Below are 22,010 nucleotides of genomic sequence, written 5' to 3'. Positions count from 1 at the left end.
TGCTCCACTCCTCGGGGTGATCGCTTCACCCCGAGGAGTGACTACCAGCGGGCCCCCTCCCCCGCAGCTCCCCCTTCAGCACCTTGCCGCTCGCGTTCCTCGGGAGTTCCGGCACGAACTCCACCGTCCTCGGGACCTTGTAGTTCGCCATCTCCCGCCTCGACCAGGCGATCAGGTCGTCGGCCGTCACCGTCGAGCCCGGCCTGCGTACCGCGTATGCCTTGCCGACCTCGCCCAGTCTCGGGTCCGGGACTCCGATCACCGCCACGTCCGCCACGTCCGGGTGCAGGCCCAGGAGTTGTTCGATCTCCGCCGGGTACGCGTTGAAGCCGCCGACTATGAACATGTCCTTGATCCGGTCCGTGATGCGGAGGTTGCCGGCGTCGTCCAGGACTCCTATGTCGCCCGTGCGGAGCCAGCCGTCGGGGGTCATCGTGGCGGCCGTCGTGGCCGGGTCCTCGAAGTAGCCCTGCATGACGTTGAAGCCCCGGACCAGGACCTCGCCGGGAGTGCCGGGCGTGGACAGGACCCGGATCTCCGTGCCGGGGATCGCGCGGCCCGAGGTGGCGGCGATGACGTCCGCCGGGTCGCCCCTGCGGCACATCGAGACGATTCCGCTCGCCTCGGAGAGGCCGTAGGCGGTCAGGACCGTGGCGATGTTGAGTTCCGTGCGCAGGCGGTTCACCAGTTGGAGGGGGACCACCGCAGCGCCCGTGACCACCAGGCGGAGGGCGGAGAGGTCGTGGGCCGAGCGGGACGGGTGGTCCAGGAGGGACTGGTGGAGGGTGGGCGGGCCAGGCAGCACCGAGATGCGTTCCGCGGCGATGTTCGCCAGGACCGTGTCCACGTTGAAGACCGGTTGCGGAACCATCGTCGCGCCCCGCATGAGGCAGGCGATGATCCCCGCCTTGTAGCCGAAGGTGTGGAAGAACGGGTTCACGATGAGGTAGCGGTCGCCCTCGCGGAGGCCGGCCAGGTCGCTCCAGATCGCGTAGCAGCGCAGGGTCTGCGCGTGCGTGATGACCGCACCCTTCGGGCGGCCCGTCGTGCCCGAGGTGTAGATGATGTCGGAGGGGGTGGACGGGGTGATCGCGTCCGCCCGTTCGCGTACCGCCGCCGGGGATGTTCCCTCACCCGCCGCAAGGAAGTCCTTCCAGGTGACGTAGTCCTCGGGTGCCGTGTCGGCGAGGACCACCACCCGTTCAAGGTGCGGCAGTTGCACAGCGGCCCGGCGCAGCGACGCCACGTACGACGTACCCAGGAACGTGCCCGTGACGAAGAGCAGCTTCGCGCGGCTCCGCTCCAGGATGTACGCCGCTTCCGTGCCCTTGAAGCGGGTGTTGAGAGGCACGAGGACCGCGCCCGCCGTCACCGCCCCGAGGGCCGAGACGATCCAGTCCAGAGTGTTGGGGGCCCACACCGCCACCCGGTCTCCCGGTTCCACGCCGGAGGCCATGCACGCCGCCGCGGCCCGTTCGACGCGTTCGCCGAGTTCCGCGTACGAGATACGGGTGCGGCCCTCGACGACCGCCTCGCGGTCCCCGTACCGCTCGGCCGCCGTCCGTACCAGCTTCGGGATGGTGGACCATTCCTCGTCGCCGCGCATCACATGACCTCCCGGCCGAACCGCACAGTAGCTGCCTCGTAGCTGACTATCCGTCAGATTAGCTGTAGCCTCTGGCGCTGTCAGCAGTCATGACGGCCTCGGAGGTGGCGATGGCGACGCTCAAAGACGTGACAGCGATAGCGGGCATCGGGCAGACGGGATTTGCGAAGCGACTCCCGGAGAGCGAGAAGACCTTGGCCTGTCGGGCCATCGTTGCCGCCCTCGACGATGCCGGGATCGCTCCATCGGAGGTGGACGCCTTCGCCTCGTACACGATGGAGGAGACCGACGAGGTCGAGATCGCCAAGGCCATCGGGGCGGGCGATGTCACCTTCTTCAGCAAGGCGGGGTTCGGGGGCGGGGGCTCGTGCGCGACGGTCGCCCATCTCGCCGCCGCCGTCGCCACCGGGCAGGCGAGCGTGGGGGTCGCCTGGCGGTCCCGGAAGCGCGGATCGGGGCCCCGGCCCTGGAAGAACACCGCCGTGCAGCTCCCCACCCCCGCCCAGTGGACCCGTCCGTACGGGCTGCTGCGGCCCTCGGACGAGATCGGGATGCTGGCGCGGCGCTATATGCACGAGTACGGGGCCACCCGCGACCATCTCTTCAACGTCGCCCTCGCCTGCCGCAACCGCGCCAACCAGAACCCCGACGCGATGATGTACGAACGTCCGCTGACCCGCGACATGTATATGACCTCGCGCTGGATCAGCGAGCCGCTCTGCCTCTTCGACAACTGCCTGGAGACGGACGGAGCGCTCGCCTGCGTCATCGTCTCCGCCGAACGCGCCCGCGACTGCCGGCAGAAGCCCGTCTACATCCACTCCGTCGCCCAGGGACTCCCCGCCCAGCACCACGGGATGGTCAACTACTGGAACGACGACCCGCTCACCGGCCCCGCCTGGACGGCGGCCCGACAGCTGTGGAAACAGGCCGACTTCGGGCCCGACGATGTCGACGTCGCACAGATCTATGACGCCTTCACGCCGCTCATCCCGCTCTCCCTGGAGGGCTACGGCTTCTGCGGACGCGGCGAGGGCGCCGCCTTCACCGAGGGCGGGGCCCTGGAGACCGGCGGACGGCTGCCGCTCAACACGGGCGGCGGCGGGCTCAGCGAGGCGTACGTACACGGCTTCAACCTCATCAACGAGGGTGTGAAGCAACTGCGCGGTGTGTCCACCGCCCAGGTCCCCGACGCCGCGACCTGCCTGGTCACGGCGGGTGAGGGTGTGCCCACCTCCGCCGTTCTGCTGAGGAGTTGAGATGTCGGACAGTCTGCTCGTGCCCGTTGCCGACGAGGACGGGGCGCCCTTCTGGGAGTACGCGGCCCGCGGCGAACTCCGCGTCCAGGCGTGCGCCACCCCCGAGTGCGGCGAGCTCCGCTTCCCGCCCCGGCCCTGCTGCCCGCACTGCCAGTCCTTCGACAGCGAGTGGCGGCTGATGAGCGGGCGCGGCCGGATCTGGTCGTTCGTGGTGCCGCATCCGCCCCTCCTCCCCGCGTACGCCGCACAGGCCCCGTACAACGCGGTCGTCGTCGAGCTGGCCGAGGCACCGAAGATCCGGCTGGTCGGGAACGTGGTGACCGGGCCGGACGCGCCGCTGAACTCGGTCGATCCGGGGAGGTTGCGGATCGGGGCGGGGGTGAAGGCGGTCTTCTGCCCCGTCGGGCCCGAAGCCCCCGGCGTATCCGTGGTGCGCTGGCTGCTGGAGCGGTGAGCGGCTGTGCTGCGTACGGAGACCGATCACGAGACCGGGGTCGCGCTCGTCACCCTCGACCGGCCTGCGAAGCTCAACGCGATCGACCTCGCCACGGCTGATGAACTCGCCGCCACCTGGCGGGCGTTCCGCTACGACGAGGCGGTACGGACCGTCGTCCTCACCGGAGCGGGCGGTCGCGCCTTCTGCACGGGGATCGACCGGGGGGTGGATGTTCCGCAGCCCCCTTCCCCGTACGCGATCGACGATCCACTGATCGCGATCGGGCCCAAGGCGAACGACCTGTGGAAGCCCGTGATCGTGGCGGTGGAGGGGATGGCCTGCGGCGGAGCCTTCTATCTGCTGGGCGAGGCGGAGTTCGTCATCGCGTCCGAGGAGGCGACGTTCTTCGATCCGCACACGACGTACGGCATGGTCAGCGCGTACGAGGCGATCTCGATGGCGCAGCGGATGCCGTTCGGCGAGGTCGCCCGGATGTCCCTGATGGGCACCGCCGAACGGGTCACGGCCCGGCGGGCGTACGAGACCGGGCTGGTCAGCGAGGTCACCCCGGTCGGCGGCGCGGTGGCCGCGGCGCTGCGGGCGGCGGCCGTCATCGCCTCGTACCCGACGGCCGCGGTCCAGGGCACCGTACGGGCTCTGTGGTCGGCGAAGGAGGCGGCGCGGACGCAGGCACTGGCCCACGCCCCGCAGCTGATCGCGCTCGGGAACCTGGCACCGGAGGAGCAGGCCGAGCTGTTCGGGAAGCGGAGCGGGGGCGGCACATACCGGCTGCGGTGATCACGTACCGGCTGCGGTGAGCGGGGCGGGCCTCGGTCAGTAGCGGACTTCCGCCGTGACCCGGCACTTCTTCACCTTCGACACCTTGCGGGGGCTGTCCATGCGCACGGTGAGGCTCTTGACGTCGCCGTACGCCAGCTCCGCGGTGGTCTCGCCCGTGTCGACGGTGTTCCCGAGTGCGTCCAGGAAGGTCACCTCGATGTCGTACGTCTTCGCCGTGCCGGACGCCGTGGACCTGAGCTCGATGACGGACGAGGTGGTGGCCCTGCGCTTGCCCTTGCGGGGCTGGGCGCAGCGGATGACGCGTGCCGCGGGGGCGTCGGATGCGGTGGAGACCGGGGTCGGCGTGCCGTAGTCGGTGCCGCCGGAGGAACTGCTCGACGAGTCGTCGTAGGAACTGTCGTCGTAGTCGTAGTCGCTGTTGCTCTTCTTGGAGCTGGAGCAGCCACCGCCCGAGCTGCTGCTCTTTCCGCTGCGGCTCTTCCCGCCGCCCTTGCCTCCGCTGCTGGAGGTCGAGAATCCGGTGAGTGCGAGCACGACCACGACCAGTACCGCCGCGAACCTCATACGTCGCCGCATCATCGATGCAGCCCCCCTTGTGTTGTCGACACATCCATCGGCCGTCGAGCGGACCGCGCGACACCGTAACGCACAGCATTCCGGCCGTGACCGGCAGTCCGGTCATGGCCCTGTCACGGTCTTGTCATCGTCTGCGGGCGCCCGGCCCCGGCGGGATGGCAGCTCCGGTCGCGGGCGCGATCGGCCGCGCGTAGCGTCAGTTTTCGGAGGGGTGCATCGGGAGGCTGCCAGTGATCCGCAATGTCCTCGGCTCCGTCGTCGCTCTCATCGGGGCGGCGGCTGCCGTAGTGAGCCCCTTCCGTCACTGGTACGAGGACCGGCTCGGGCGCGACTACCGGATTCAGGACCTCTTCGAAGGCATCACCGCCACGGAGTCCGCGGTGCTGGGCTCGATCCTGTTGCCGTTCCTCTTCGCCGCCGTGGTGACCCTGGTCGGGGTGCTGCTCCGGTCGCGCTTCGTGGTGGCGTTCGCGGGCGTGGTGGTGCTGGGTTTCACCGTGCTGTGGATGGTCCGTCAGGGTCAGGCCGCCGGCGGACTGACCGTGGGCGGGGAGGGCACCGGACTCCAGACAGGAGTGGCGATCGCGGGGGCGGGCGGACTGCTGATCCTGCTGGGGGCGGCGCTGATGTCGGGGCGGCAGGGAGCGCGTGCCGCACGGCGGACCCGGCGTACGGAACCCTTCGCACCGCCGGGATCGGACCATCCGGACACGTGGCCACCCACGCAGGAGCCGGGGCCCGCCGCGCAGACGTCTCCTTGGCCGGAGCGGGAGATGGACCCGTACGTGGGTCCTGACCCGGAGCGGCAGACGCACCCGTACGGGGGTCCTGACCCCGGCCCCCGCGAGGACCAGGAAACCCGCTCGTACCCGGTCCAGGACGAGCCCCCCGACCACCGACGCCCACCACCGCAGTTCTGACGCCGGGACGGGCCGCCGGGGACCACCCGGACGGGGCCGCCGGGAAGGCCGGGGATCCGCCCTACGCCCGCGCCCTGTTCCCCGTGCCCGTGCCCTTCAGCGCGTCCAGCGCGTACACGCAGCGGTCCTTGCTGCACGCGTACACCACGCCCGCCTGCGCCACCGGCGAGCCCGTGATCTCGCCGCCCGTGGCGAGCTTCCAGCGGAGCTGGCCGCCCGCCGCGTCCAGCGTGTAGAGCACGTGGTCCGCGGAGCCGAAGTGCACGCGTCCGTCCGCGACCACCGGCGCGCCCACGACCTCACCGCCCGCCGCGAACCGCCACTTCGGAGTGCCGGTCACCGCGTCCAGCGTGTACAGCGCGCTGCCGCTGCCGACGTGCACGTTGCCCGCCGCCACCAGCACCGGCTCGATGGACTGGCGGGCCTCCGTGGCGATCCGCCAGCGGTCCTTGCCGGTCGAGGCGTCGAGCGCGTACACCGTGCCGAGGTAGTCGGCGAGGTACACCCCGCCCCCGGTGACCGCGGGCCCCGGGGCGAACGCCGGCGGGGACAGGAAGACGGCCGGCGACTCGAAGTGCCAGCGCACATGGCCGGAGACCGAGTCGATGGCCAGCACCCGGGTCCCCGCGGAGACGTACACGCAGCCGTCCGGCGCGGGGGCCACCCGTACCGGCACACCGCCGCAGGAGGCCGCGTCGCCGATCGGGTACGACCACCGCTCGCCACCGGTACGGGCGTCGACGGCCCGCAGCCGGGCGTCCTGCCACAGGTACACCGTGCCGTCATGAATCACGGGCCCGGACTCCGGCGTCTCGAAGTCAGTCTGGACACCCGAGGTCTCCCACAGCTTCTCGCCGCTGGACGCCTCCCATGCCTGTACGCCTCCGCCCCTCGTCCCGGTCAGGACGGTGCCGCGGTCGGCCTTCAGGGAGTAGACCCAGGCATCCGTCTGCAACCGCCACCGTTCGGCACCGCTCGTCGCGTCGAGCGCGTACAGGGACGGGCCGTCCGAACCGTGTATCCGGCCGCCGTCGACCGCCATCGCCCAGGCCACGTCACGGGTCTTGAACTGGCGCCGCCCGTTGCCCACATCGAGCGCGTGGACCTCGAAGGACGTCACGTACAGCAGGTCCCCGGCGACGACCGGCGTACCCCACACATCGTTCGACATGCGGAAACGCCAGGGCCGCCAGCGGTCCGGAGCGGCGGGCGCCGCATCCGGGGCGGGCGCGGGGGCGGGCACGGGAGCGGCCGGCGCTGTGGCGCCGTTCACCCCCGCGGGCGGGCGCACCCAGCCGGTGGCCGGATCTGCGTGCGCGGCAGCGGCGCCCCGGATCTCGCCGGGCCGCGGCCCGGGACCGATCGGCACCTTCGCACCGGCCAGCTGTACGGGGCCGCCGTCGGGAGCAGGCGACGAGGCGTGTGCCGGACCGGGCGACGGGGAACGGAGATCGGCGCCGCTGCGCCAGGCCGTGTCCCAGTCCGCGCCGCCCTGCGGCGGGTTCGGCGGCTGCGGGGGCGCTGCTACCGGCGCGGGAGCGCGCGCCGGGGCGTGCGCGGGGGCCGGTACCTGGGCAGCCGGTGCGACCGTGCGGCCACCGCCGCGCCGCTGCTCGATCATCGCGGTGGCCCGGTGCGGAAGCCACGCGGACGCCGTACCGCTGTCGTCGCTGCCGGAGGCGAAGAGGTGCGGGGCGAGCTGGGCCTGGAGGTCGGCAGGGCTGGGCCGCCGTGTGGCGTCCATCTGCATGCACGACTCGATCAGCGGTCTCAGATCGTCGGGCAGGCCCTCGGTGTCGGGGCCCTCCCGCAGCAGCATGAACACCGTCTCCACGGGATTGGCACCGTGGAACGGCGCATGCCCCGTCGCCGCGAACACCAGCGTCGAACCGAGCGAGAACACATCGCTGGCCCCGGTCACGCTCCGCGAGTCCCGCGCCTGCTCGGGGGACATGTAGGCGGGAGTGCCGACCGCCACGTTCGTCATGGTCAGCCGGGTGTTGGAGACACCGGACGCGATCCCGAAGTCGATCACGCGCGGCCCGTCCTCGACGACGAGCACGTTCGAGGGCTTCAGATCGCGGTGGACGAGGCCCGCGCCGTGGATCGACTGGAGCGCCTCCGCGATACCGGCCGCCAGCCACCGCACCGCCTGGGTCGGCATCGGCCCGCACTCATTCACTATCTCTTCGAGCGAGGGGGCGGGTACGTAGGCGGTGGCCAGCCACGGCACCGCGGCTCGCGGGTCGGCGTCCACCACGGCGGCCGTGTAGAAACCGCTGACCGCGCGTGCCGCCTCCACCTCGCGCGTGAAGCGGACCCGGAACAGCTGATCCTCGGCCAGCTCCGTGCGTACCGTCTTGATCGCCACCCGCCGGCCCGACGCCGAGCGCGCGAGATAGACCAGCCCCATGCCGCCGGCGCCGAGTCGTCCCAGCACCTCGAACGGGCCGATCCGCCTCGGGTCGTGCTGCGTCAGCTGTTCCATCACTTGCCTGCCACCTCCCCGTACGGACCTCAGAGAACAGAAGCCCGCGAAATCCCGCCATGTGCAGCGTCTCACCACTGGGCACCACCTGGCGGTGCGCACCCCGATTCTTCCTGTCGGAGCCCCCGGTTGCGAACCCGGGGGCGGATCGGGGTGTCTCATGTCACTTCGTCCGGTACCGGGACACCGGGGACGGGGGTCGGGGGCGCCGGAAGGCCACGTATCGCTGGCGTCAGAGCAGGAACTCGCGTCAGGGCAGCAGCTCGGTCGGCTGGAGTACGGCGAAGGCGGCGCCCTGGTCGTCCTGGACGACGGCCATCCGCCCGTACGGGATGTCGAACGGCGCAGCGGTGACCCGGCCGCCCAGGTGGACGACGGTCTCGGCGGCCCGGTCGCAGTCGGCGACGGCGAAATAGGTGAGGAAGTAGCTGGGCATCTCGGCGGGGAAGGCGTCCGTGATGACGCTGCGCCCGCCGACCGCAGTATCGGGCCCGGCTTCGGCGTCCGCGGGCGACCACATCCGGTAGTCGATGCCGGACTCGGCGGTGCCGGTTCCGGTCACCGTGTCGGCGGTCTCGTCCATGTCCGTCCCCTGGAAGCCGAAGACCCGCGCGTAGAAGGGGTCGACGACTTCCGGCCGCCGGGTGTAGACCTCGGTCCAGCAGAAGGATCCCGGCTCGTTCTGCTTCTCGAAGCCCGCGCGGTCGCCCGCCTGCCACAGCCCGAAGACCGCGCCCCCGGGGTCGGCGGCCTGGGCCAGCACCCCGGCCCGGCCCGCCCGCACCGGGTCGGTGATCACCTGGCCGCCGGCTTCCCTGATCAGGGCCACCGTGGCGGTGATGTCGTCGGTGGAGAAGTAGATGCCCCAGGCGGTCGGCATCCGGCCGTCCTGTTTCGCGGCGAGCGCGGCGACGAGCCGGCCGTCGCTGAAGGCGTCGGCGAAGGGCAGGCCGTCGCCCGCGCGAGAGGTCCAGCCGAAGAGCCCGCCGTAGAAGCGCTTGCCCGCTTCGAGGTCGGAGAGCTGCACATCCACCCAGCACGGCACGGAGTGCGCGAATGCGGCCATGGGCCCGGATCCTTCCGTCGCAGTGACGCGGTAGCAGTGACGCCCGTCACAGTCAACGTAACGTCGGGCGCGTCGCAGCGCGCCCCGGCGCACCCATATAGAACATTCGCCCCAATCGTGACGGCCCGGCGCCCGGCGTGGACAAAGTTGTCCACCGAAGTTGTCCACAGGCTGTTGATAACACTTATCCCCCGTGCACAACGGGGCGGCGCCCCCCGTCGCCGCCGTGGCCGAAAACCCACCACACACCCCGCCGGTCCTGCGGCGTTCCCCATTTGCAGTCGGCCGAATCGCGCTCCGATCACCCCTCGGTAAGCTGACGGCATGACAGGACAAGTACGTACCGTCGACGGCCGCGTGGCCGGTCGACGCGGTCAGGCGACGCGGCAGAAGCTGCTCGACTGCCTCAGCGAGATGCTCAGCTCCTCGCCGTACCGGGACGTCAAAGTCATCGACGTCGCCCGGAAGGCGGGGACTTCACCCGCGACCTTCTACCAGTACTTTCCCGACGTCGAGGGCGCTGTCCTCGAAATCGCCGAGGAAATGGCCAAGGAAGGCGCCGGACTGACCCAATTGGTCGCCGGCCGCTCCTGGGTCGGCAAGGCCGGCTGGCAGACCTCCGAGGAACTGGTCGAGGGATTCCTCGACTTCTGGCGCCGTCACGACGCCATTCTCCGGGTGGTCGACCTCGGCGCGGCCGAAGGCGACAAGCGGTTCTACAAGATCCGCATGAAGATCCTGAACTCGGTCACCAACTCCCTTACGGAATCGGTGAAGGAGCTTCAGGCCAAGGGCAAGGTCGACAAGGACGTCAGCCCTGCGGCGATGGCGGGCTCCCTCGTCGCGATGCTGGCCGCGGTCGCCTCGCACCAGAAGGGCTTCACCACCTGGGGCGTCAAGCAGGCCGAACTCAAGCCAAATCTCGCCCTGTTGGTGCACCTGGGCATCACCGGCAAGAAGCCGACGAGGTAGGCGAAGCAGGCCGAACAGGCCGACCAGGCCAATCAGTCGCGGCGCCGGCTCCCCCGCACGCTGGGCGCTCAGCCGCAACCCGGGCACCCACGTCCTGTCTCACCGACGGCGGACCACCCTGTGGTCCGCCGTCGGCGCCCGCGGCCCCGGCCGCCATGCGCCCTGACCCTCAGTCCCCCTGCTCCCCCTGCTCCCCCTGCTCCCGCCGTTCCAGCCGGAACAGCCGGATCTCCCGCTCGATCCTCGCCTGGTACGTCGCGTACGGCGGCCAGAACCTCAGCGCCTCCTCCCACACCTCGGCCCGCTCCGCGCCCCGGAGCAGCCGCGCGCGCACCGGCACGTCCCGGCCCTTCCAGCTGACGACGGCCTCGTCCGGGCTGCCGAGCAGGTTGGCGGTCCAGGCCGGATGCCCGGTCCGCCCGAAGTTGCTGCCGACCAGGATCCAACTCTCCGGCGGACCCTTCTGCGGCATGCAGGCCAGCGGGACCGTCCTGAGCTGCCCGCTCTTCGCACCGCGCACGGTGAGAACCAGCCCCGGCAGCATCTGCGAGCTGAGCATCACCCTGCCCCGGCTGAGCCGGTGCACCGCGCGGTCCATGACCGGGATGACGTGCGGGGCGATCCGCGCGAAGGCGCGGGTCGACGAGACCTTCTGGACCAGCCGGACTCCGGGCGCCATCAGACGGCCACCTCTGCCCCGGCGGTACCGGTCAGGAACAGCCCGGCCTGCTGTGCCGCACGGTCGCGCAGCCGGTGTACGGGCCCGAAGAGCAGCTCGTCGGCCGTGGCCCGCTTGAAGTAGAGGTGCGCCTCGTGCTCCCACGTGAACCCGATGCCGCCGTGCAACTGGACGGCCTCGGCGGCGGTGACCCGCAGTGCCTCCAGCGCCTGGGCCAGCGCCAGACCCGCGCCCGCCGGGTCCCAGGCCGCGTAGTACGCCGCCGAGCGGGCCCCCTGCACCCGTACGTACGCGTCCGCGAGACGGTGCTTCGCCGCCTGGGAGGAGCCGACCGCCCGGCCGAACTGCTCCCGGCTCCTCACATACGCGACGGTACGGTCCAGTGCGCTCGCCGCCACGCCCGCTGCCTCCGCCGCCAGCACGGCGGCGGCCGTGCGCCCGGTCGCGACCAGGGCCGCCGCTGCCTCAATGGCACTGTCCACGCCAAGGAGTTCGGCCTCGGTGTCGCGGAGTTCGATACGCCCGACCGGCCGTGTCCCGTCCATCGAGGTCTGCCTCGTGCGGACGAGTCCGGCCGCCGTGTCCGTACGCACGAGGAAGAGGAGCGTACGGCTGCGCGGGAAGCCGCCCATGTGGGCGGCGACCACGAGCAGTCCCGCGCTGTGGCCGTCGAGCACCTGTGCCGCCTCGCCGTACAGCCGCCAGCCCTGCCCGCCACCGGCCGGCCTGGCCTGTACGCCACCGGCCCGGCCGCCACCCGCCCAGCCACCGCTGCCACCACTCTCTTCACTCTCGTCGCCGGTCAGGCCGAGGGCGGTGGAGAGGCCGGCGCCCGGGACGGCGAGGGCGGCGGTCAGCTCCCCCGCCACGATGCCGGGCAGCAGGGCGGCGCGCTGGGCCTCGGTGCCGAGTGCGGTGATCAGCGGGGCGGCGAGTGCGGCGGTGGCGAGCAGCGGTGAGGGCAGCAGGGCCCGGCCGGTCTCCTCGCAGGCCAGGACGAGCCCGGCGGTCCCGCGCCCGGCACCTCCGTACGCCTCGGGGATCGCGAGCCCCGGCAGCCCTAGGTCGCGGGCGAGCTGCCGCCACAGGGCCGCGTCGTACCCGTCGACGGCCCCTGCGTCGGCCCCGGCCTCGTCCTGTCCGCTGCGTTTGGTCCGCAGCTCACGCAACGTACGGCGGATCTCGTCCTGTTCCGCGGTGAAGGCGGCGTCCATCGTCGGGCTCCTTCCCCTCGACTTCCCCTCGATCAGGAACCAGCGCCCTGACCTGACGGCCCGTCATGCTAGGTGGGAACCCCCCAGAAACCCAGAGCCGCGCACCCCCTCCCGTGACGCACACCCCTTGCCGCCGGCACTATCTGACGTACCATCAGATTCATGCCTTCCTCACCCTCCCCCGCCCCGCGCCGGGTCGCCGCAGTCGGCATATCGCTCGCGGACTGCGGACGCGTCGACGAGGCCACCCCGTACGCCCTGCACGCCCAGGCCGCCCGCCGGGCGCTCGCCGACTCGGGCCTGGACCGGTCCGTCATCGACGGTTTCGCCTCCGCGGGGCTCGGCATGCTCGCGCCCGTCGAGGTCGCCGAATACCTCGGTCTCCACCCCACCTGGGTGGACTCCACGGCGGTCGGCGGCGCGACCTGGGAGGTCATGGCGGCCCACGCGGCGGACGCCATCGCCGCCGGTCGCGCCAACGTCGTACTCCTCGTCTACGGCTCCACCGCCCGCGCCGACATCAGGGCGGGCCGCCGCACGTCCAACCTGTCGTTCGGGGCACGCGGCCCGCTCCAGTTCGAAGTGCCGTACGGGCACTCACTGATCGCCAAGTACGCGATGGCCGCACGCCGCCACATGCACGAGTACGGCACGACACCGGAACAGCTCGCCGAGGTCGCAGTCCAGGCGCGGGCGAACGCGGCGGCCAACCCGGACGCGATGTTCCGGGACCCGATCACGGTGGACGAGGTCCTGTCGGGCCCGATGATCGCGGACCCGTTCACCAAGCTGCACTGCTGCATCCGCAGCGACGGCGGATGCGCGGTGCTGCTGGCCGCCGAGGAGTACGTACCGGACACGGCGAAGGACCCCGTCTGGATCCTGGGCACCGGCGAGTACGTATCGCACTCCACGATGTCCGAGTGGGAGGACTTCACGGTCTCCCCCGCGGCGGTCTCGGGCCGCCTGGCCTTCGAACGGGCCGGGGTGCGTCCCGCCGACATCGACCTCGCCGAGATCTACGACGCGTTCACCTATATGACGCTGGTGACGCTGGAGGACCTGGGTTTCTGCGCGAAGGGCGAGGGCGGCCCGTTCATGGAGAAGGGCCGGACGGGCCTGACGGGCGAGCTCCCGGTCAACACGGATGGCGGCGGCCTTTCGGCCTGCCACCCGGGCATGCGGGGCCTGTTCCTGCTGGTGGAGGCGGTACGCCAACTGCGCGGCGAGGCGGGCGAACGCCAGGTGCACCGCCCCGGCGGCCGACTCCCGGAGCTGGCCGTGGCCTCGGGCACGGGTGGCTGGTTCTGCTCATCGGGGACGGTGGTGCTGGGGCGGGGGTGAGAGGGAAGCGCCGGGCCCTTTGCGATGGAATGGGCCCATGCCCGATTCGCACAGCACCTTCCTGGACCTGCTCCACGCCCAGCGCGTGTGGGACATCGACCTCCCGGCCTTCGACCCGGCCACCGCGCCCGCCGCACCCGTCGCCCTCTTCCACGCCTGGTTCGCCGAGGCCGTGGCCGCGCGGCAGCCGGAGCCGCACACCATGTCGCTCGCCACCGTCGACGGCGAGGGCCGCCCCGACGTGCGGACGCTGATGCTGCACGACGCGGACGAGCGCGGCTGGCACTTCGCCTCGCACGCCACCAGCGCGAAGGGCCACCAGCTCGCCGCCCGCCCGTATGCCGCGCTGGGCTTCTACTGGCCGGCTCAGGGGCGGCAGGTACGGGTACGGGGAACGGTCACCGTCGCGAGCCCGGCGGAGAGCCTGGCCGATCTGCATGCCCGCTCGACCGGTGCGCTGGCCTCGGCGCTGGTGGGGCGGCAGAGCGAGATCCTGGACACGCGGGACGAGCTGGTGCGGGCCTCCGAGACCGCCTGGGAGCGCGCGCAGACCGAACCCGACGCGGACGTGAAGAGCTGGACGCGGTACGTCGTCGAGCCGGAGGAGGTCGAGTTCTTCCAGGGCGACGCGCGGCGGCAGCACGTACGACTGCGCTACCGCCTGGACGGCGGGTCATGGGTGAGGGAGCTGCTCTGGCCGTAAGCCCGGGCGGACCTGCGAAATCAGTCGCTGAACGCGCCGGACACGAAGGTCCGATGTAGACCGTGTCCTCCTGGTCACGCTACGCAACCACCGGAATCCTCGTAGGCATGACGAGCAATGAACTCCCCGATTGGGTACCCGCCGCCGGGCTCCAACTCCATCTGACCGGGATCTACTTCGACGCCATCCGGCTGCGCGGCGTACGGGGCGAGGCGGTGCTGCATCACCTCGGTACGGTCACCGACGGCGAACCCGGGCCGGTCGTGCGGGAGATCGCGGGCGGGAGGTGGACGTACTTCCTGATCCCGCCCGGATCGAGCAAGGAGTACGACTGGCCGCCAGGGGCCAAGTGCTTCGGGCCCACCGTCCGGGACCAGTACGTGGGGATTCCGGCGGCCGACGGCAACACGTATCCGCTGAGCTGGCGGTGCGGGGCGCCGGAGCAGGGGGAGTTCGTGGATGCGGAGCTGCTGCACGCACTGGTGCTGGCGCAGTTCGTGCAGGACGAGTGAGACCCACGTAGCTACGGGGAAAATGACTTCGCCGTTGGAACCTGGTCCCGGCATGATTCCCAGCGTGCACGAGGACGAGGACCATCGCGGGCGAACGCGGTACACGCTGACCGAGACGGAGCACGGGCATGCCTGGGGCGTCTGTGCCGAGGCGGAAGGGCTGTTCGGAGAACCCCGACGCGGGACCTACGAGCTGTTCGGCTGGGTTCCACAAGCAGAGGTGGGCGGCTGGGTCGGTCACCGACTCTGGCTGGTGCCGGACGACGAGGCACTCGACCCCTGGTTGCTGGAGGACGCGGAGAGTCCGGGGCAGCCCCTTGGGGCAGACAGTCTCGTGCTCACCGGCCTGGACGACTACGAAGGTCCGCCCGAGGGACACAGGGGCCGCGTTCGCGTGCATGACGGGCACCGATGGCTGGGCTCCTGCCGGGAATTCGCCCGTGTCCTGCCGCACAAACGGCCGACGCCCCCGCTCGTCCTGCGGGGGCTCGCCGAGGGTGATCAGCTGCGGGCAGCACTGGCGAAGGGCACCCGGCGGGCGCTGGACCTGGAGCAGGCCGCCCTGGAGATTCGAGACGATCGAGGTGAGCCGCTCACCGAACGCCTGCTCTGGGCCAGAGTCAGTGCTTGGCGCCCGTCCTCGTACGGGACGGATCTGATCGACCTGGAGCTCGAAGGGCTCTTCACACCCGTTCCCGAACACGCCCGGCCCGTCTGGGAGCGGTGGCTCGTCGGGCCGCCCGACACGGCGGCCGCCTGGGCCGGCCTTGATACCCGGCACCGCTGGGCCTGGCACGATCTCGTCCGGGAGCGAGCTGCCTACCGCGCCCCCGGTGACCGCCCGGCCGGTCACGCCTACGAACTCGACGGTCGGCATGTCACCGACGAACCGGGCCTCTACCTGGCGCTCGGCGAGGCGGTGAACGGGCCGGGTGGCTACTTCGGCGGCAGTCTTGGCGCCCTCTACGACTGCCTGGGTGGCACCTTCGGCTACACCGCCCCCGCAACTCTGCTCTGGCGGGACGCCGCGACCGCACGCGAGCACTTGTCCCGGGCACTGTCACCGGATGGCCGGCCCTACGACCTGTTCGGTGTGATCCTCGATCTCCTGGCCGAGGGCGGCATGCGCGTCACCCTGGCGTGATCCACGGTCCGCCGCCGGGCATCGATCAGAGCCGGGGGCGGAAGACAGGGACCGCCTCCCCGCCCCCTTCCCTCCGGAACGCGACCTGGAGACGCATGCCGATCGCCAGGGCCTGTTCCTCGCAGTCCACGATCTCCGTCATCATCCGCGGGCCCTCGGCAAGGTCGACCACGGCTGCGACGTACGGGACCCGTGAGCCGAACGGTGGCAGGTCGTTCCGGTGGACGACCGACCAGGTGTAGAGCGTGGCGTGGCCGCTCGCGCGTTCCCAGGTGACGTCCTCGCTCCAGCAGCGGGGGCAGAACTCCCGGGGGTAGTGGTGGGCCCGGGCGCAGGCGCCGCAGCGGCGCAGCAGCAGGTGGCCTTCCGCAGCGGCGTCCCAGTAGGGGCGGGTGAAGGCGTCCGGTTCAGGGAGGTCGAAGCGCACCGCCTCCGCCGTCACAGGAACAGGCCGATCGCGGCGTCGAGCGACCAGGTCTGCCAGGACATGGCGAACAGCGCGACGAGCGAGATCAGCGCCATCATCGCGTTCTGCCCCTGCTCGGCCCAGTCGTGGACCATCAGCACCAGATAGAGGAGGTTGAGGAGGAGCCCGGCGACCAGGGCTACGGGGGTGAGGAACCCGGCGATCAGCCCCAGACCCAGGGCGAGTTCGGCGTACACGACGACGTACGCCATGACCTTCGGGCGGGGTGCGACCACGCGCTCGAAGCCCGTGCGGACCACCGCCCAGCGGTGCTTTCCGGCGACGTCCGCCGCCCAGGCGATGCCCGTGCCGCGCTCGAACCAGCCCTTCTTGTCCTTGTGGCGCCAGCTCTCCAGCCACCACAGGCCGAGCCCTATGCGCAGGACGGCGAGCCACTCGGCTCCACCGAGCACGATCGATTGCATCGGCTGCATCGGCGCTCCTTCCGGTCACGGCCGGTCACGACCGGGAATCTGACGGTACGTCAGTTCACCTGATCCGGGGCGCCCCGCGCAAGAGGTGACCCCGTGATCAATTCGCAACCGATTCCGGCCTTGACCGAGACCAATCAAGTGAGCACGCGATTACGCTCCATAATCATGTCCGAAAGCGCACTTACCGACCGTCGGCCCGTCTACGTCATAGGCGGTGGCCCAGGCGGTCTCGCCGTCGCCGCCGCCCTGCGGGAGCAGGGTGTACGGGCCGTCGTGCTGGAGAAGTCCGAGAGCGTCGGGGCCTCCTGGCGGCGCCACTACGACCGGCTGCGCCTGCACACCACCCGGCGCTGGTCCGCGCTGCCCGGCCTGGCGATGCCCCGAAGATTCGGGCGCTGGGTCGCCCGTGCGGACGTGGTGCGCTATCTGGAGAAGTACGCCGAGCACCACGAACTCGAAGTGGTCACCGGCGTCGAGGTCTCCCGCGTCGACCGGGCCGCCGACGGCACCGGCTGGCAGCTGACCGCGAGCGGCGGCCGGGTGCTGACCGGGCGGGCCGTCGTCGTGGCCACGGGCTACAACCACACCCCGCGCGTTCCGGACTGGTCCGGGCGCGACACGTTCACCGGTGAGCTGGTGCACGCCTCGGAGTACCGCACCCCCGCCCCGTACGCGGGCAAGGACGTCCTCGTGGTCGGCATCGGCAATACGGGGGCCGAGATCGCCGTCGACCTGGTGGAGGGCGGCGCTTCCCGGGTACGTATCGCGGTACGCACCGTTCCGCACATCGTGCGGCGCTCAACGGCGGGCTGGCCCGCCCAGGCGACCGGCATTCTCGTGCGCCGGCTGCCGGTGCGGCTCGTGGACCGGCTGGGCGGGGTCATGGCGAAGCTCGCCGTCCCTGACCTCTCCGCCCAGGGGCTGCCCCGCCCCGCCACCGGCCTGTACTCCCGGGTCAAGGACGGTGCGATCCCGGTCCAGGACGTGGGCCTGATCGATGCGGTGAGGACGGGCCGGGTGGTGCCGGTGGCGACCGTGGAGTCCTTCGACGGGGACACGGTGGTCCTGGCCGACGGGACCCGGATCACCCCGGACGCTGTGATCGCCGCGACCGGGTACCTGCGGGCCCTGGAGGGCTTGGTCGGCCACCTCGGCGTCCTGGACGCGCGGGGACGTCCGGTGGTGCATGGGGGACGTACGCCGAAGGACGCGCCGGGGCTGTACTTCACCGGGTTCACCAACCCGATCAGCGGCATGTTCCGTGAAATGGCCCTGGATGCCGGGAAGATCGCCAAGCGGCTGGCGAACAGCGCCTGAATTCTAGTGGGTTACGACCAGGTCCCTGTCGCCGCGACGCGTCGCGCCCACACGGCCAGGTCCGCCGGTTCGCGGCCCAGGACCTGCTGGACTCCGTCGCCCAGTGCCGCCGAATGACCCGCCCGGTGCAGGGCGAACATCCCGCCCAGGAGGTCCGCCATGGCCTCCGGCCAGCCCTGGCCCAGGAGTTCGGTGCGGTACGCCTCCGGGGTCAGCTCCTCGTAACGGATCGGGCGTCCCGCCGCCCGGGCGATCGTCTCCGTGGCCTCGGCGAAGCTCAGCCCGCGGGGGCCCGTCAGTTCATAGGTCCGGCCCGCGTGACCGTCGCGGGTGAGGACGGCCGCCGCGACCTCGGCCACGTCGTCGACGTCGACGAACGGCTCGGGCACGGCACCGATCGGCAGGGCAAGGCGGCCCGCCTTCAGCGGCGCGTGCCAAAGGTCCTCGTCGAAGTTCTGGAAGAAGTTGCTCGACCTGAGGATCGTCCACTCGGCGCCGGACTCCCGTACCGCCGCCTCACCCGCCAGCATGCCCTGCCCGAAGTCCTGCCCGAAGTCCTCTCCGGATGCCGCCTCGACGCCGTGCCCGGAGAGCGCCACGAAACGGCGCACGCCCGCGCTCACCGCCTGCGTGACGAACTCCTTCACGAGGGCCGGGTCCTCGGGCGCCACCAGGTAGACGGCCGAGGCGCCGCTCAGCGCGGGCTCCCAGGTCGAAGGGACCGTCCAGTCGAAGGTCACCTCACCGGAGCGCGAAGCCGCCCGGACCCGGGCCGTACCGCTGTCGCGCAGGTGCCGGACGACCCGGCGGCCGGTCTTGCCGGTGGCGCCGAGGACGAGGATGTCGTGTGCTCGCTCCGTTGTTGTCATGAGGCGATTCCATCGCGGCGGCGGGGTCCGCGACCATGGCTGTCCGTCCGCGGGACATAGGCGATCGTCCGCTCCAGCCGGGGCGTCCGCCCGCGTCTGCCTATCGTTGTGCCATGGACGTGTTCGATGAGCTGTTGCACGGAGTGCGGGGCAAGGGAGCGGTGTTCGGCCGTTCGGTGCTGTGGCCGCCGTGGTCGCTGCGGTTCACGGACGGGGCGTATCTGACCCTGTGCGTGCCGATGCGCGGCGCCGGGTGGATCGTCCCGGAGGGCGGTGCTCCGCAGCGGTTGGGGCTCGGTGAGGCCGCGATCGTACGGGGGCCGGCGCCGTTCGTTTTCACCGATGACCCGGAGCGGGGCACGGGGGACGGGGCGGGGGCCTCGGGGGTACGGGACGTGCGCTGGTCCACGGGTACCGGCGGCGGGCCGGTTGCCGCCGATGAGATCACCGGCCCCACCGTGCTGCTGGCCGCCGCCTACGACGTACAGGCCGAAGCCCCGCAACGGCTGCTCCGCGTTCTGCCGCCGGCGCTCGTCGTACCGGACGACGGCGACTGCGCGCCGATGCGGGACTACCTGGAGGCGCAGATCACCGCGGCGCGGCCGGGCCGGCAGATCGTGCTCGACCGGCTGCTCGACTGGCTGCTGGTGTGCACGCTGCGCGACTGGTTCGACCGGCCGGAGGCGGACCCGCCCAAGTGGTACCGGGCGCTCGGCGACGAGGTGGCGGGGCCCGCGTTGCGTGCGATGCACGAGGACCCGGCGCACCCGTGGACGACGGCGGAGCTGGCGAGCCGGGCCGGGGTGTCGCGCACGACCCTGGCGAAGCGGTTCACGGAGCTGGTCGGGGAGGGACCGGTGGCGTATCTGACGGAGTGGCGGATGACGCTCGCCGCCGACCTGCTGACACGCCCCGAGCTGACGGTGGCGTCCGTGGCGCGGCGCGTGGGGTACGCGGACGCGTTCGGGTTCAGCGCGGCGTTCAAGCGGCTACGGGGCGAGAGCCCGAGCGCGTACCGCCGGTCCGTGCCCGAAGCCCGCCGGGAGCACGAGGCCCCGGCGGGCTGAGTAGTGCGGGTGCTGAGTGGGGGTGCTTGGTGGGGGTGCTGAGTGGGCGCCCAGCCACCCCCCGCTCACCCCCGCTCACCCCCGCCAAGCGCCCCCCGCCGCCGCGTCCCGTACGAAGTCGGTGAAGTCGCGGGGTTCGCGGCCGAGTGCGCGCCGGACGCCGTCGGCCGGCGCCGCCTCACGGCCCGTCCGGACGGGCTCCAGGCCGGCGATCCAGAGTTCCGCCTCCTCCTCGGGCACGCCCTGGGCGACCAGGGCCGACCGGAATTCGTCCTCGCTCGTCGGGACATAGGTGGCCCTGTTCCCGGTCACCTTCGCGATCTCGGCGAGCACCTCATCGATGGTGAGGGCCCGAGGGCCGGACAGTTCGTACACCTGGCCCTGGTGGCCGTCCTCCGTGAGCGCGGCGACTGCCACCGCCGCGATGTCCTCGGCGTCGACGAACGCGGCGGCGCCGTCCGCGGTGGGCAGCGCGAGTTCACCCGCGTTCACGCCGTCCAGGAAGACGCCCTCGCTGAAGTTCTGGGCGAACCAGCCGGGGCGCAGAATCGTCCACTCGACGCCCGAGTCCCGTACCGCGGTCTCCGCCTCCGTGTGCGGCCCGCTGCCGTCGTAGGACGCCCCGAAGTATCCGGGGATGTCCACGCCCCGGGCGGAGAGAAGGACGAGCCGCCGTACCCCGCTCGCCACCGCCTCCGCCACCAGGGCGGGCGCCGCGGCGGGCGAGGGGTCGTACGGAACGATGTAGGCGGCCGTCGCACCGGCGAGGGCGGGCCCCCACGTGGCCCGGTCCGCCCAGTCGAACCGGGTATCCCCGGACCGGGAGGCCGACCGCGTCTCGATTCCCTGGTCGCGGAGCCGGGCCACGACGCGGCGCCCGGTCTTGCCGGTGCCGCCGATCACCACTACGGATTCGTGTGTGCTTGCCATCTGGGTCATACCGAAACTCTGTCCCGGCAGGCCACCCGGCGCCATGTCCCAGAAACCGGGATGGATGTCCGGACGTCCGGCGGTACGGGAACCGGCACCTGTACGCCCTTAACAGAAGAGGCCCGGATCCAGTGCTTGGATCCGGGCCTCTTCGTGCAGTAGCGGGGACAGGATTTGAACCTGCGACCTCTGGGTTATGAGCCCAGCGAGCTACCGAGCTGCTCCACCCCGCGTCGGTAGACATCACAGTACGCCAGCCGCAGCGGCTCCAGGACCACGGCCCTCGCGAAGTGCGGGCAATCCGTCGCACGGCCGGTCGCAGCGCCCCACCGATCGCCTGTCCAGCGACATTTTCCGGCCGAAGCAGTCCGTTCGCTGAGTGAACCAGCCTGAAATACGCGCAGGTCAGGGGATAGTTCGCGGTTGTACCACCGCAAATTGTCCACATGATGGACACCCCCGGGGAGGCGTCCGCACCCGCCGCGAGCTGCCCAAACGACCATTCGGTAGATCCGGGACGAGGAGGCCGGGCCGGAATGAGCTGATCGACATGCGCTCACTGTCCGCATGGGCAAGACTCCCGACCGCAATCGCCCCCCCAAGCGAAGGAGTTTCACAGATGCGTTACATGCTCGCCAAAATCGGCATAGCCCTCACGGGAACCGCACTTGTCGTGACCGGCGCGATGCCCATGGCCATGGGCATCGCACAGGCCCAGCCCGCCCAGCCGGCCGGCCTCCACGCCCCGTCGGCGCTCGTACTGACGGTCAGCAAGGGCGATACGGCCGCCACGGCCACCGTCGAGCGAGCCGTGACCTTGAGCTGCGCGCCCCGCCCCGATGGCACCCACCCCTCACCCGCGGCCGCGTGCGCGGAACTGCGCTCCGTCGAGGGCGAGTTCACCCAGCTGACGACGTCGTCGTCACAGCGGACCTGTACGCGCCAGTGGGACCCCGTCGTGATCACCGCCAGCGGTGCCTGGCAGGGACGGAACGTTTCCTGGTCGACCACCTTCGGCAACCCGTGCGAGATGCAGGGAAGCCTGGCCGAGGGCGCGGTCTTCGCCTTCTGATCGAGCCCGCGCGGATACGGTCGCGCGTCGCGGGGGGGGGGGGGGCCCCCCGCGCGCCGCGCCCGCGCCGCCCGCCCCCCCCGGGGCAACCCCCCCACACCAACCACCGCCCCCCCACAAAAACACACCACACAA

The 22,010-nt window shown here is 71.5% G+C and carries 22 protein-coding genes and 1 tRNA gene; 12 read left to right on the top strand and 11 right to left on the bottom strand.

Annotation, left to right across the window (positions count from 1 at the left end):
- Positions 1 to 25 precede the first annotated feature (25 nt).
- A complete protein-coding gene (locus ACWGO0_RS09015) occupies positions 26 to 1,606 on the bottom strand; it encodes a FadD3 family acyl-CoA ligase (RefSeq protein ID WP_453530304.1) in 1,581 nt (526 codons plus the stop codon).
- A 110-nt stretch (positions 1,607 to 1,716) separates the two neighbouring features.
- Between ACWGO0_RS09015 and ACWGO0_RS09010 the strand changes: the two genes are divergently transcribed.
- Genes ACWGO0_RS09010 through ACWGO0_RS09000 form a run of 3 tightly spaced genes read left to right on the top strand, consistent with a single transcriptional unit; the run spans position 1,717 to position 4,099 of the window.
- Complete coding sequence (locus ACWGO0_RS09010; RefSeq protein WP_453530301.1) at positions 1,717 to 2,865, top strand: lipid-transfer protein; 1,149 nt, start codon at positions 1,717 to 1,719, stop codon at positions 2,863 to 2,865.
- Position 2,866: 1 nt separating this feature from the next.
- Positions 2,867 to 3,319, top strand: a complete 453-nt coding sequence (locus tag ACWGO0_RS09005; protein WP_453530298.1) for a Zn-ribbon domain-containing OB-fold protein — start codon at positions 2,867 to 2,869, stop codon at positions 3,317 to 3,319.
- A gap of 6 nt (positions 3,320 to 3,325) precedes the next feature.
- Positions 3,326 to 4,099, top strand: a complete 774-nt coding sequence (locus ACWGO0_RS09000) for an enoyl-CoA hydratase/isomerase family protein (RefSeq protein ID WP_453530295.1) — start codon at positions 3,326 to 3,328, stop codon at positions 4,097 to 4,099.
- Between the two features lie 36 nt (positions 4,100 to 4,135).
- On the opposite strand, the gene ACWGO0_RS08995 is transcribed toward ACWGO0_RS09000, so the two are convergent.
- On the bottom strand, positions 4,136 to 4,681 hold the full coding sequence (locus ACWGO0_RS08995) for a hypothetical protein (protein ID WP_453530292.1): 546 nt from the start codon (positions 4,679 to 4,681) through the stop codon (positions 4,136 to 4,138).
- 227 nt (positions 4,682 to 4,908) lie between these two features.
- Here ACWGO0_RS08995 and ACWGO0_RS08990 point away from each other — a divergent pair, with 227 nt between their 5' ends.
- The gene (locus ACWGO0_RS08990) at positions 4,909 to 5,598 is read left to right on the top strand and encodes a hypothetical protein (protein WP_453530290.1); all 690 of its coding nucleotides are present in this window, start codon (positions 4,909 to 4,911) and stop codon (positions 5,596 to 5,598) included.
- 61 nt (positions 5,599 to 5,659) lie between these two features.
- Here the strand turns inward: ACWGO0_RS08990 and ACWGO0_RS08985 are convergent, their stop codons facing one another.
- The gene (locus ACWGO0_RS08985; RefSeq protein ID WP_453530287.1) at positions 5,660 to 8,086 is read right to left on the bottom strand and encodes an outer membrane protein assembly factor BamB family protein; all 2,427 of its coding nucleotides are present in this window, start codon (positions 8,084 to 8,086) and stop codon (positions 5,660 to 5,662) included.
- 250 nt (positions 8,087 to 8,336) lie between these two features.
- A complete protein-coding gene (locus tag ACWGO0_RS08980) occupies positions 8,337 to 9,152 on the bottom strand; it encodes a VOC family protein (RefSeq protein ID WP_453530284.1) in 816 nt (271 codons plus the stop codon).
- 324 nt (positions 9,153 to 9,476) lie between these two features.
- Here ACWGO0_RS08980 and ACWGO0_RS08975 point away from each other — a divergent pair, with 324 nt between their 5' ends.
- A complete protein-coding gene (locus ACWGO0_RS08975) occupies positions 9,477 to 10,124 on the top strand; it encodes a TetR family transcriptional regulator (protein ID WP_328905225.1) in 648 nt (215 codons plus the stop codon).
- A gap of 169 nt (positions 10,125 to 10,293) precedes the next feature.
- Here the strand turns inward: ACWGO0_RS08975 and ACWGO0_RS08970 are convergent, their stop codons facing one another.
- Positions 10,294 to 10,803, bottom strand: coding sequence for a nitroreductase family deazaflavin-dependent oxidoreductase (locus ACWGO0_RS08970; RefSeq protein WP_453530281.1), 510 nt, complete (start codon positions 10,801 to 10,803; stop codon positions 10,294 to 10,296).
- A complete protein-coding gene (locus tag ACWGO0_RS08965) occupies positions 10,803 to 12,017 on the bottom strand; it encodes an acyl-CoA dehydrogenase family protein (RefSeq protein WP_453530278.1) in 1,215 nt (404 codons plus the stop codon). Before ACWGO0_RS08965 ends, ACWGO0_RS08970 begins: the two co-directional genes overlap by 1 nt.
- Before the next feature lie 162 nt (positions 12,018 to 12,179).
- On the opposite strand from ACWGO0_RS08965, the gene ACWGO0_RS08960 reads away from it, so the two are divergent.
- From ACWGO0_RS08960 to ACWGO0_RS08945, 4 genes are all read left to right on the top strand, one after another.
- Positions 12,180 to 13,361, top strand: a complete 1,182-nt coding sequence (locus ACWGO0_RS08960) for a thiolase C-terminal domain-containing protein (RefSeq protein WP_453530275.1) — start codon at positions 12,180 to 12,182, stop codon at positions 13,359 to 13,361.
- Positions 13,362 to 13,398: 37 nt separating this feature from the next.
- Complete coding sequence (locus tag ACWGO0_RS08955; RefSeq protein ID WP_453530272.1) at positions 13,399 to 14,064, top strand: pyridoxine/pyridoxamine 5'-phosphate oxidase; 666 nt, start codon at positions 13,399 to 13,401, stop codon at positions 14,062 to 14,064.
- Between the two features lie 107 nt (positions 14,065 to 14,171).
- Positions 14,172 to 14,576 (top strand): hypothetical protein, encoded by a 405-nt coding sequence (locus ACWGO0_RS08950; RefSeq protein ID WP_453530269.1) that lies wholly within the window; start codon positions 14,172 to 14,174, stop codon positions 14,574 to 14,576.
- A gap of 52 nt (positions 14,577 to 14,628) precedes the next feature.
- Entirely contained in the window at positions 14,629 to 15,720 is a 1,092-nt protein-coding gene (locus ACWGO0_RS08945; RefSeq protein WP_453530266.1) for a barstar family protein, read from the top strand.
- A gap of 25 nt (positions 15,721 to 15,745) precedes the next feature.
- Here the strand turns inward: ACWGO0_RS08945 and ACWGO0_RS08940 are convergent, their stop codons facing one another.
- Together ACWGO0_RS08940 and ACWGO0_RS08935 are read right to left on the bottom strand one after the other, a co-directional pair.
- Positions 15,746 to 16,162, bottom strand: a complete 417-nt coding sequence (locus tag ACWGO0_RS08940; protein ID WP_453530263.1) for a Zn-ribbon domain-containing OB-fold protein — start codon at positions 16,160 to 16,162, stop codon at positions 15,746 to 15,748.
- The gene (locus ACWGO0_RS08935; RefSeq protein WP_453530703.1) at positions 16,159 to 16,611 is read right to left on the bottom strand and encodes a DoxX family protein; all 453 of its coding nucleotides are present in this window, start codon (positions 16,609 to 16,611) and stop codon (positions 16,159 to 16,161) included. Before ACWGO0_RS08935 ends, ACWGO0_RS08940 begins: the two co-directional genes overlap by 4 nt.
- A gap of 174 nt (positions 16,612 to 16,785) precedes the next feature.
- On the opposite strand from ACWGO0_RS08935, the gene ACWGO0_RS08930 reads away from it, so the two are divergent.
- Entirely contained in the window at positions 16,786 to 17,937 is a 1,152-nt protein-coding gene (locus tag ACWGO0_RS08930) for a flavin-containing monooxygenase (RefSeq protein WP_453530260.1), read from the top strand.
- An 11-nt stretch (positions 17,938 to 17,948) separates the two neighbouring features.
- Here ACWGO0_RS08930 and ACWGO0_RS08925 read toward each other — a convergent pair whose 3' ends face one another.
- Entirely contained in the window at positions 17,949 to 18,806 is an 858-nt protein-coding gene (locus ACWGO0_RS08925; RefSeq protein WP_453530257.1) for an NAD(P)H-binding protein, read from the bottom strand.
- A gap of 113 nt (positions 18,807 to 18,919) precedes the next feature.
- Here ACWGO0_RS08925 and ACWGO0_RS08920 point away from each other — a divergent pair, with 113 nt between their 5' ends.
- A complete protein-coding gene (locus ACWGO0_RS08920) occupies positions 18,920 to 19,873 on the top strand; it encodes an AraC family transcriptional regulator (RefSeq protein WP_453530255.1) in 954 nt (317 codons plus the stop codon).
- Positions 19,874 to 19,948: 75 nt separating this feature from the next.
- On the opposite strand, the gene ACWGO0_RS08915 is transcribed toward ACWGO0_RS08920, so the two are convergent.
- Both ACWGO0_RS08915 and ACWGO0_RS08910 read right to left on the bottom strand, forming a co-directional pair.
- Positions 19,949 to 20,812 carry an NAD(P)H-binding protein gene (locus tag ACWGO0_RS08915; protein ID WP_453530252.1) on the bottom strand — a complete coding sequence of 288 codons (864 nt, stop codon included), beginning with the start codon at positions 20,810 to 20,812 and terminating at the stop codon, positions 19,949 to 19,951.
- Positions 20,813 to 20,962: 150 nt separating this feature from the next.
- A tRNA-Met gene (locus ACWGO0_RS08910) sits at positions 20,963 to 21,036 on the bottom strand.
- Positions 21,037 to 21,422: 386 nt separating this feature from the next.
- Here ACWGO0_RS08910 and ACWGO0_RS08905 point away from each other — a divergent pair.
- Entirely contained in the window at positions 21,423 to 21,875 is a 453-nt protein-coding gene (locus tag ACWGO0_RS08905; protein ID WP_453530249.1) for a subtilase-type protease inhibitor, read from the top strand.
- The last annotated feature ends 135 nt before the right edge of the window (positions 21,876 to 22,010 follow it).

It is taken from the genome of Streptomyces sp. NPDC055749, from assembly GCF_053617235.1.
Note: the sequence above shows the minus strand (reverse complement) of the source record. Positions and strands in the feature narration are given on the sequence as shown.

What these genes read in the sequence shown, in the direction of transcription:
- ACWGO0_RS09015 (WP_453530304.1), bottom strand. Translation starts at nt 1,606, where the DNA reads ATGCGCGGCGACGAGGAATGGTCCACCATCCCGAAGCTGGTACGGACG.
- ACWGO0_RS09010 (WP_453530301.1), top strand. Translation starts at nt 1,717, where the DNA reads ATGGCGACGCTCAAAGACGTGACAGCGATAGCGGGCATCGGGCAGACG.
- ACWGO0_RS09005 (WP_453530298.1), top strand. Translation starts at nt 2,867, where the DNA reads ATGTCGGACAGTCTGCTCGTGCCCGTTGCCGACGAGGACGGGGCGCCC.
- ACWGO0_RS08995 (WP_453530292.1), bottom strand. Translation starts at nt 4,681, where the DNA reads ATGATGCGGCGACGTATGAGGTTCGCGGCGGTACTGGTCGTGGTCGTG.
- ACWGO0_RS08985 (WP_453530287.1), bottom strand. Translation starts at nt 8,086, where the DNA reads ATGGAACAGCTGACGCAGCACGACCCGAGGCGGATCGGCCCGTTCGAG.
- ACWGO0_RS08980 (WP_453530284.1), bottom strand. Translation starts at nt 9,152, where the DNA reads ATGGCCGCATTCGCGCACTCCGTGCCGTGCTGGGTGGATGTGCAGCTC.
- ACWGO0_RS08975 (WP_328905225.1), top strand. Translation starts at nt 9,477, where the DNA reads ATGACAGGACAAGTACGTACCGTCGACGGCCGCGTGGCCGGTCGACGC.
- ACWGO0_RS08970 (WP_453530281.1), bottom strand. Translation starts at nt 10,803, where the DNA reads ATGGCGCCCGGAGTCCGGCTGGTCCAGAAGGTCTCGTCGACCCGCGCC.
- ACWGO0_RS08965 (WP_453530278.1), bottom strand. Translation starts at nt 12,017, where the DNA reads ATGGACGCCGCCTTCACCGCGGAACAGGACGAGATCCGCCGTACGTTG.
- ACWGO0_RS08960 (WP_453530275.1), top strand. Translation starts at nt 12,180, where the DNA reads ATGCCTTCCTCACCCTCCCCCGCCCCGCGCCGGGTCGCCGCAGTCGGC.
- ACWGO0_RS08955 (WP_453530272.1), top strand. Translation starts at nt 13,399, where the DNA reads ATGCCCGATTCGCACAGCACCTTCCTGGACCTGCTCCACGCCCAGCGC.
- ACWGO0_RS08950 (WP_453530269.1), top strand. Translation starts at nt 14,172, where the DNA reads ATGACGAGCAATGAACTCCCCGATTGGGTACCCGCCGCCGGGCTCCAA.
- ACWGO0_RS08945 (WP_453530266.1), top strand. Translation starts at nt 14,629, where the DNA reads ATGATTCCCAGCGTGCACGAGGACGAGGACCATCGCGGGCGAACGCGG.
- ACWGO0_RS08935 (WP_453530703.1), bottom strand. Translation starts at nt 16,611, where the DNA reads ATGCAATCGATCGTGCTCGGTGGAGCCGAGTGGCTCGCCGTCCTGCGC.
- ACWGO0_RS08930 (WP_453530260.1), top strand. Translation starts at nt 16,786, where the DNA reads ATGTCCGAAAGCGCACTTACCGACCGTCGGCCCGTCTACGTCATAGGC.
- ACWGO0_RS08925 (WP_453530257.1), bottom strand. Translation starts at nt 18,806, where the DNA reads ATGACAACAACGGAGCGAGCACACGACATCCTCGTCCTCGGCGCCACC.
- ACWGO0_RS08920 (WP_453530255.1), top strand. Translation starts at nt 18,920, where the DNA reads ATGGACGTGTTCGATGAGCTGTTGCACGGAGTGCGGGGCAAGGGAGCG.
- ACWGO0_RS08915 (WP_453530252.1), bottom strand. Translation starts at nt 20,812, where the DNA reads ATGACCCAGATGGCAAGCACACACGAATCCGTAGTGGTGATCGGCGGC.
- ACWGO0_RS08905 (WP_453530249.1), top strand. Translation starts at nt 21,423, where the DNA reads ATGCGTTACATGCTCGCCAAAATCGGCATAGCCCTCACGGGAACCGCA.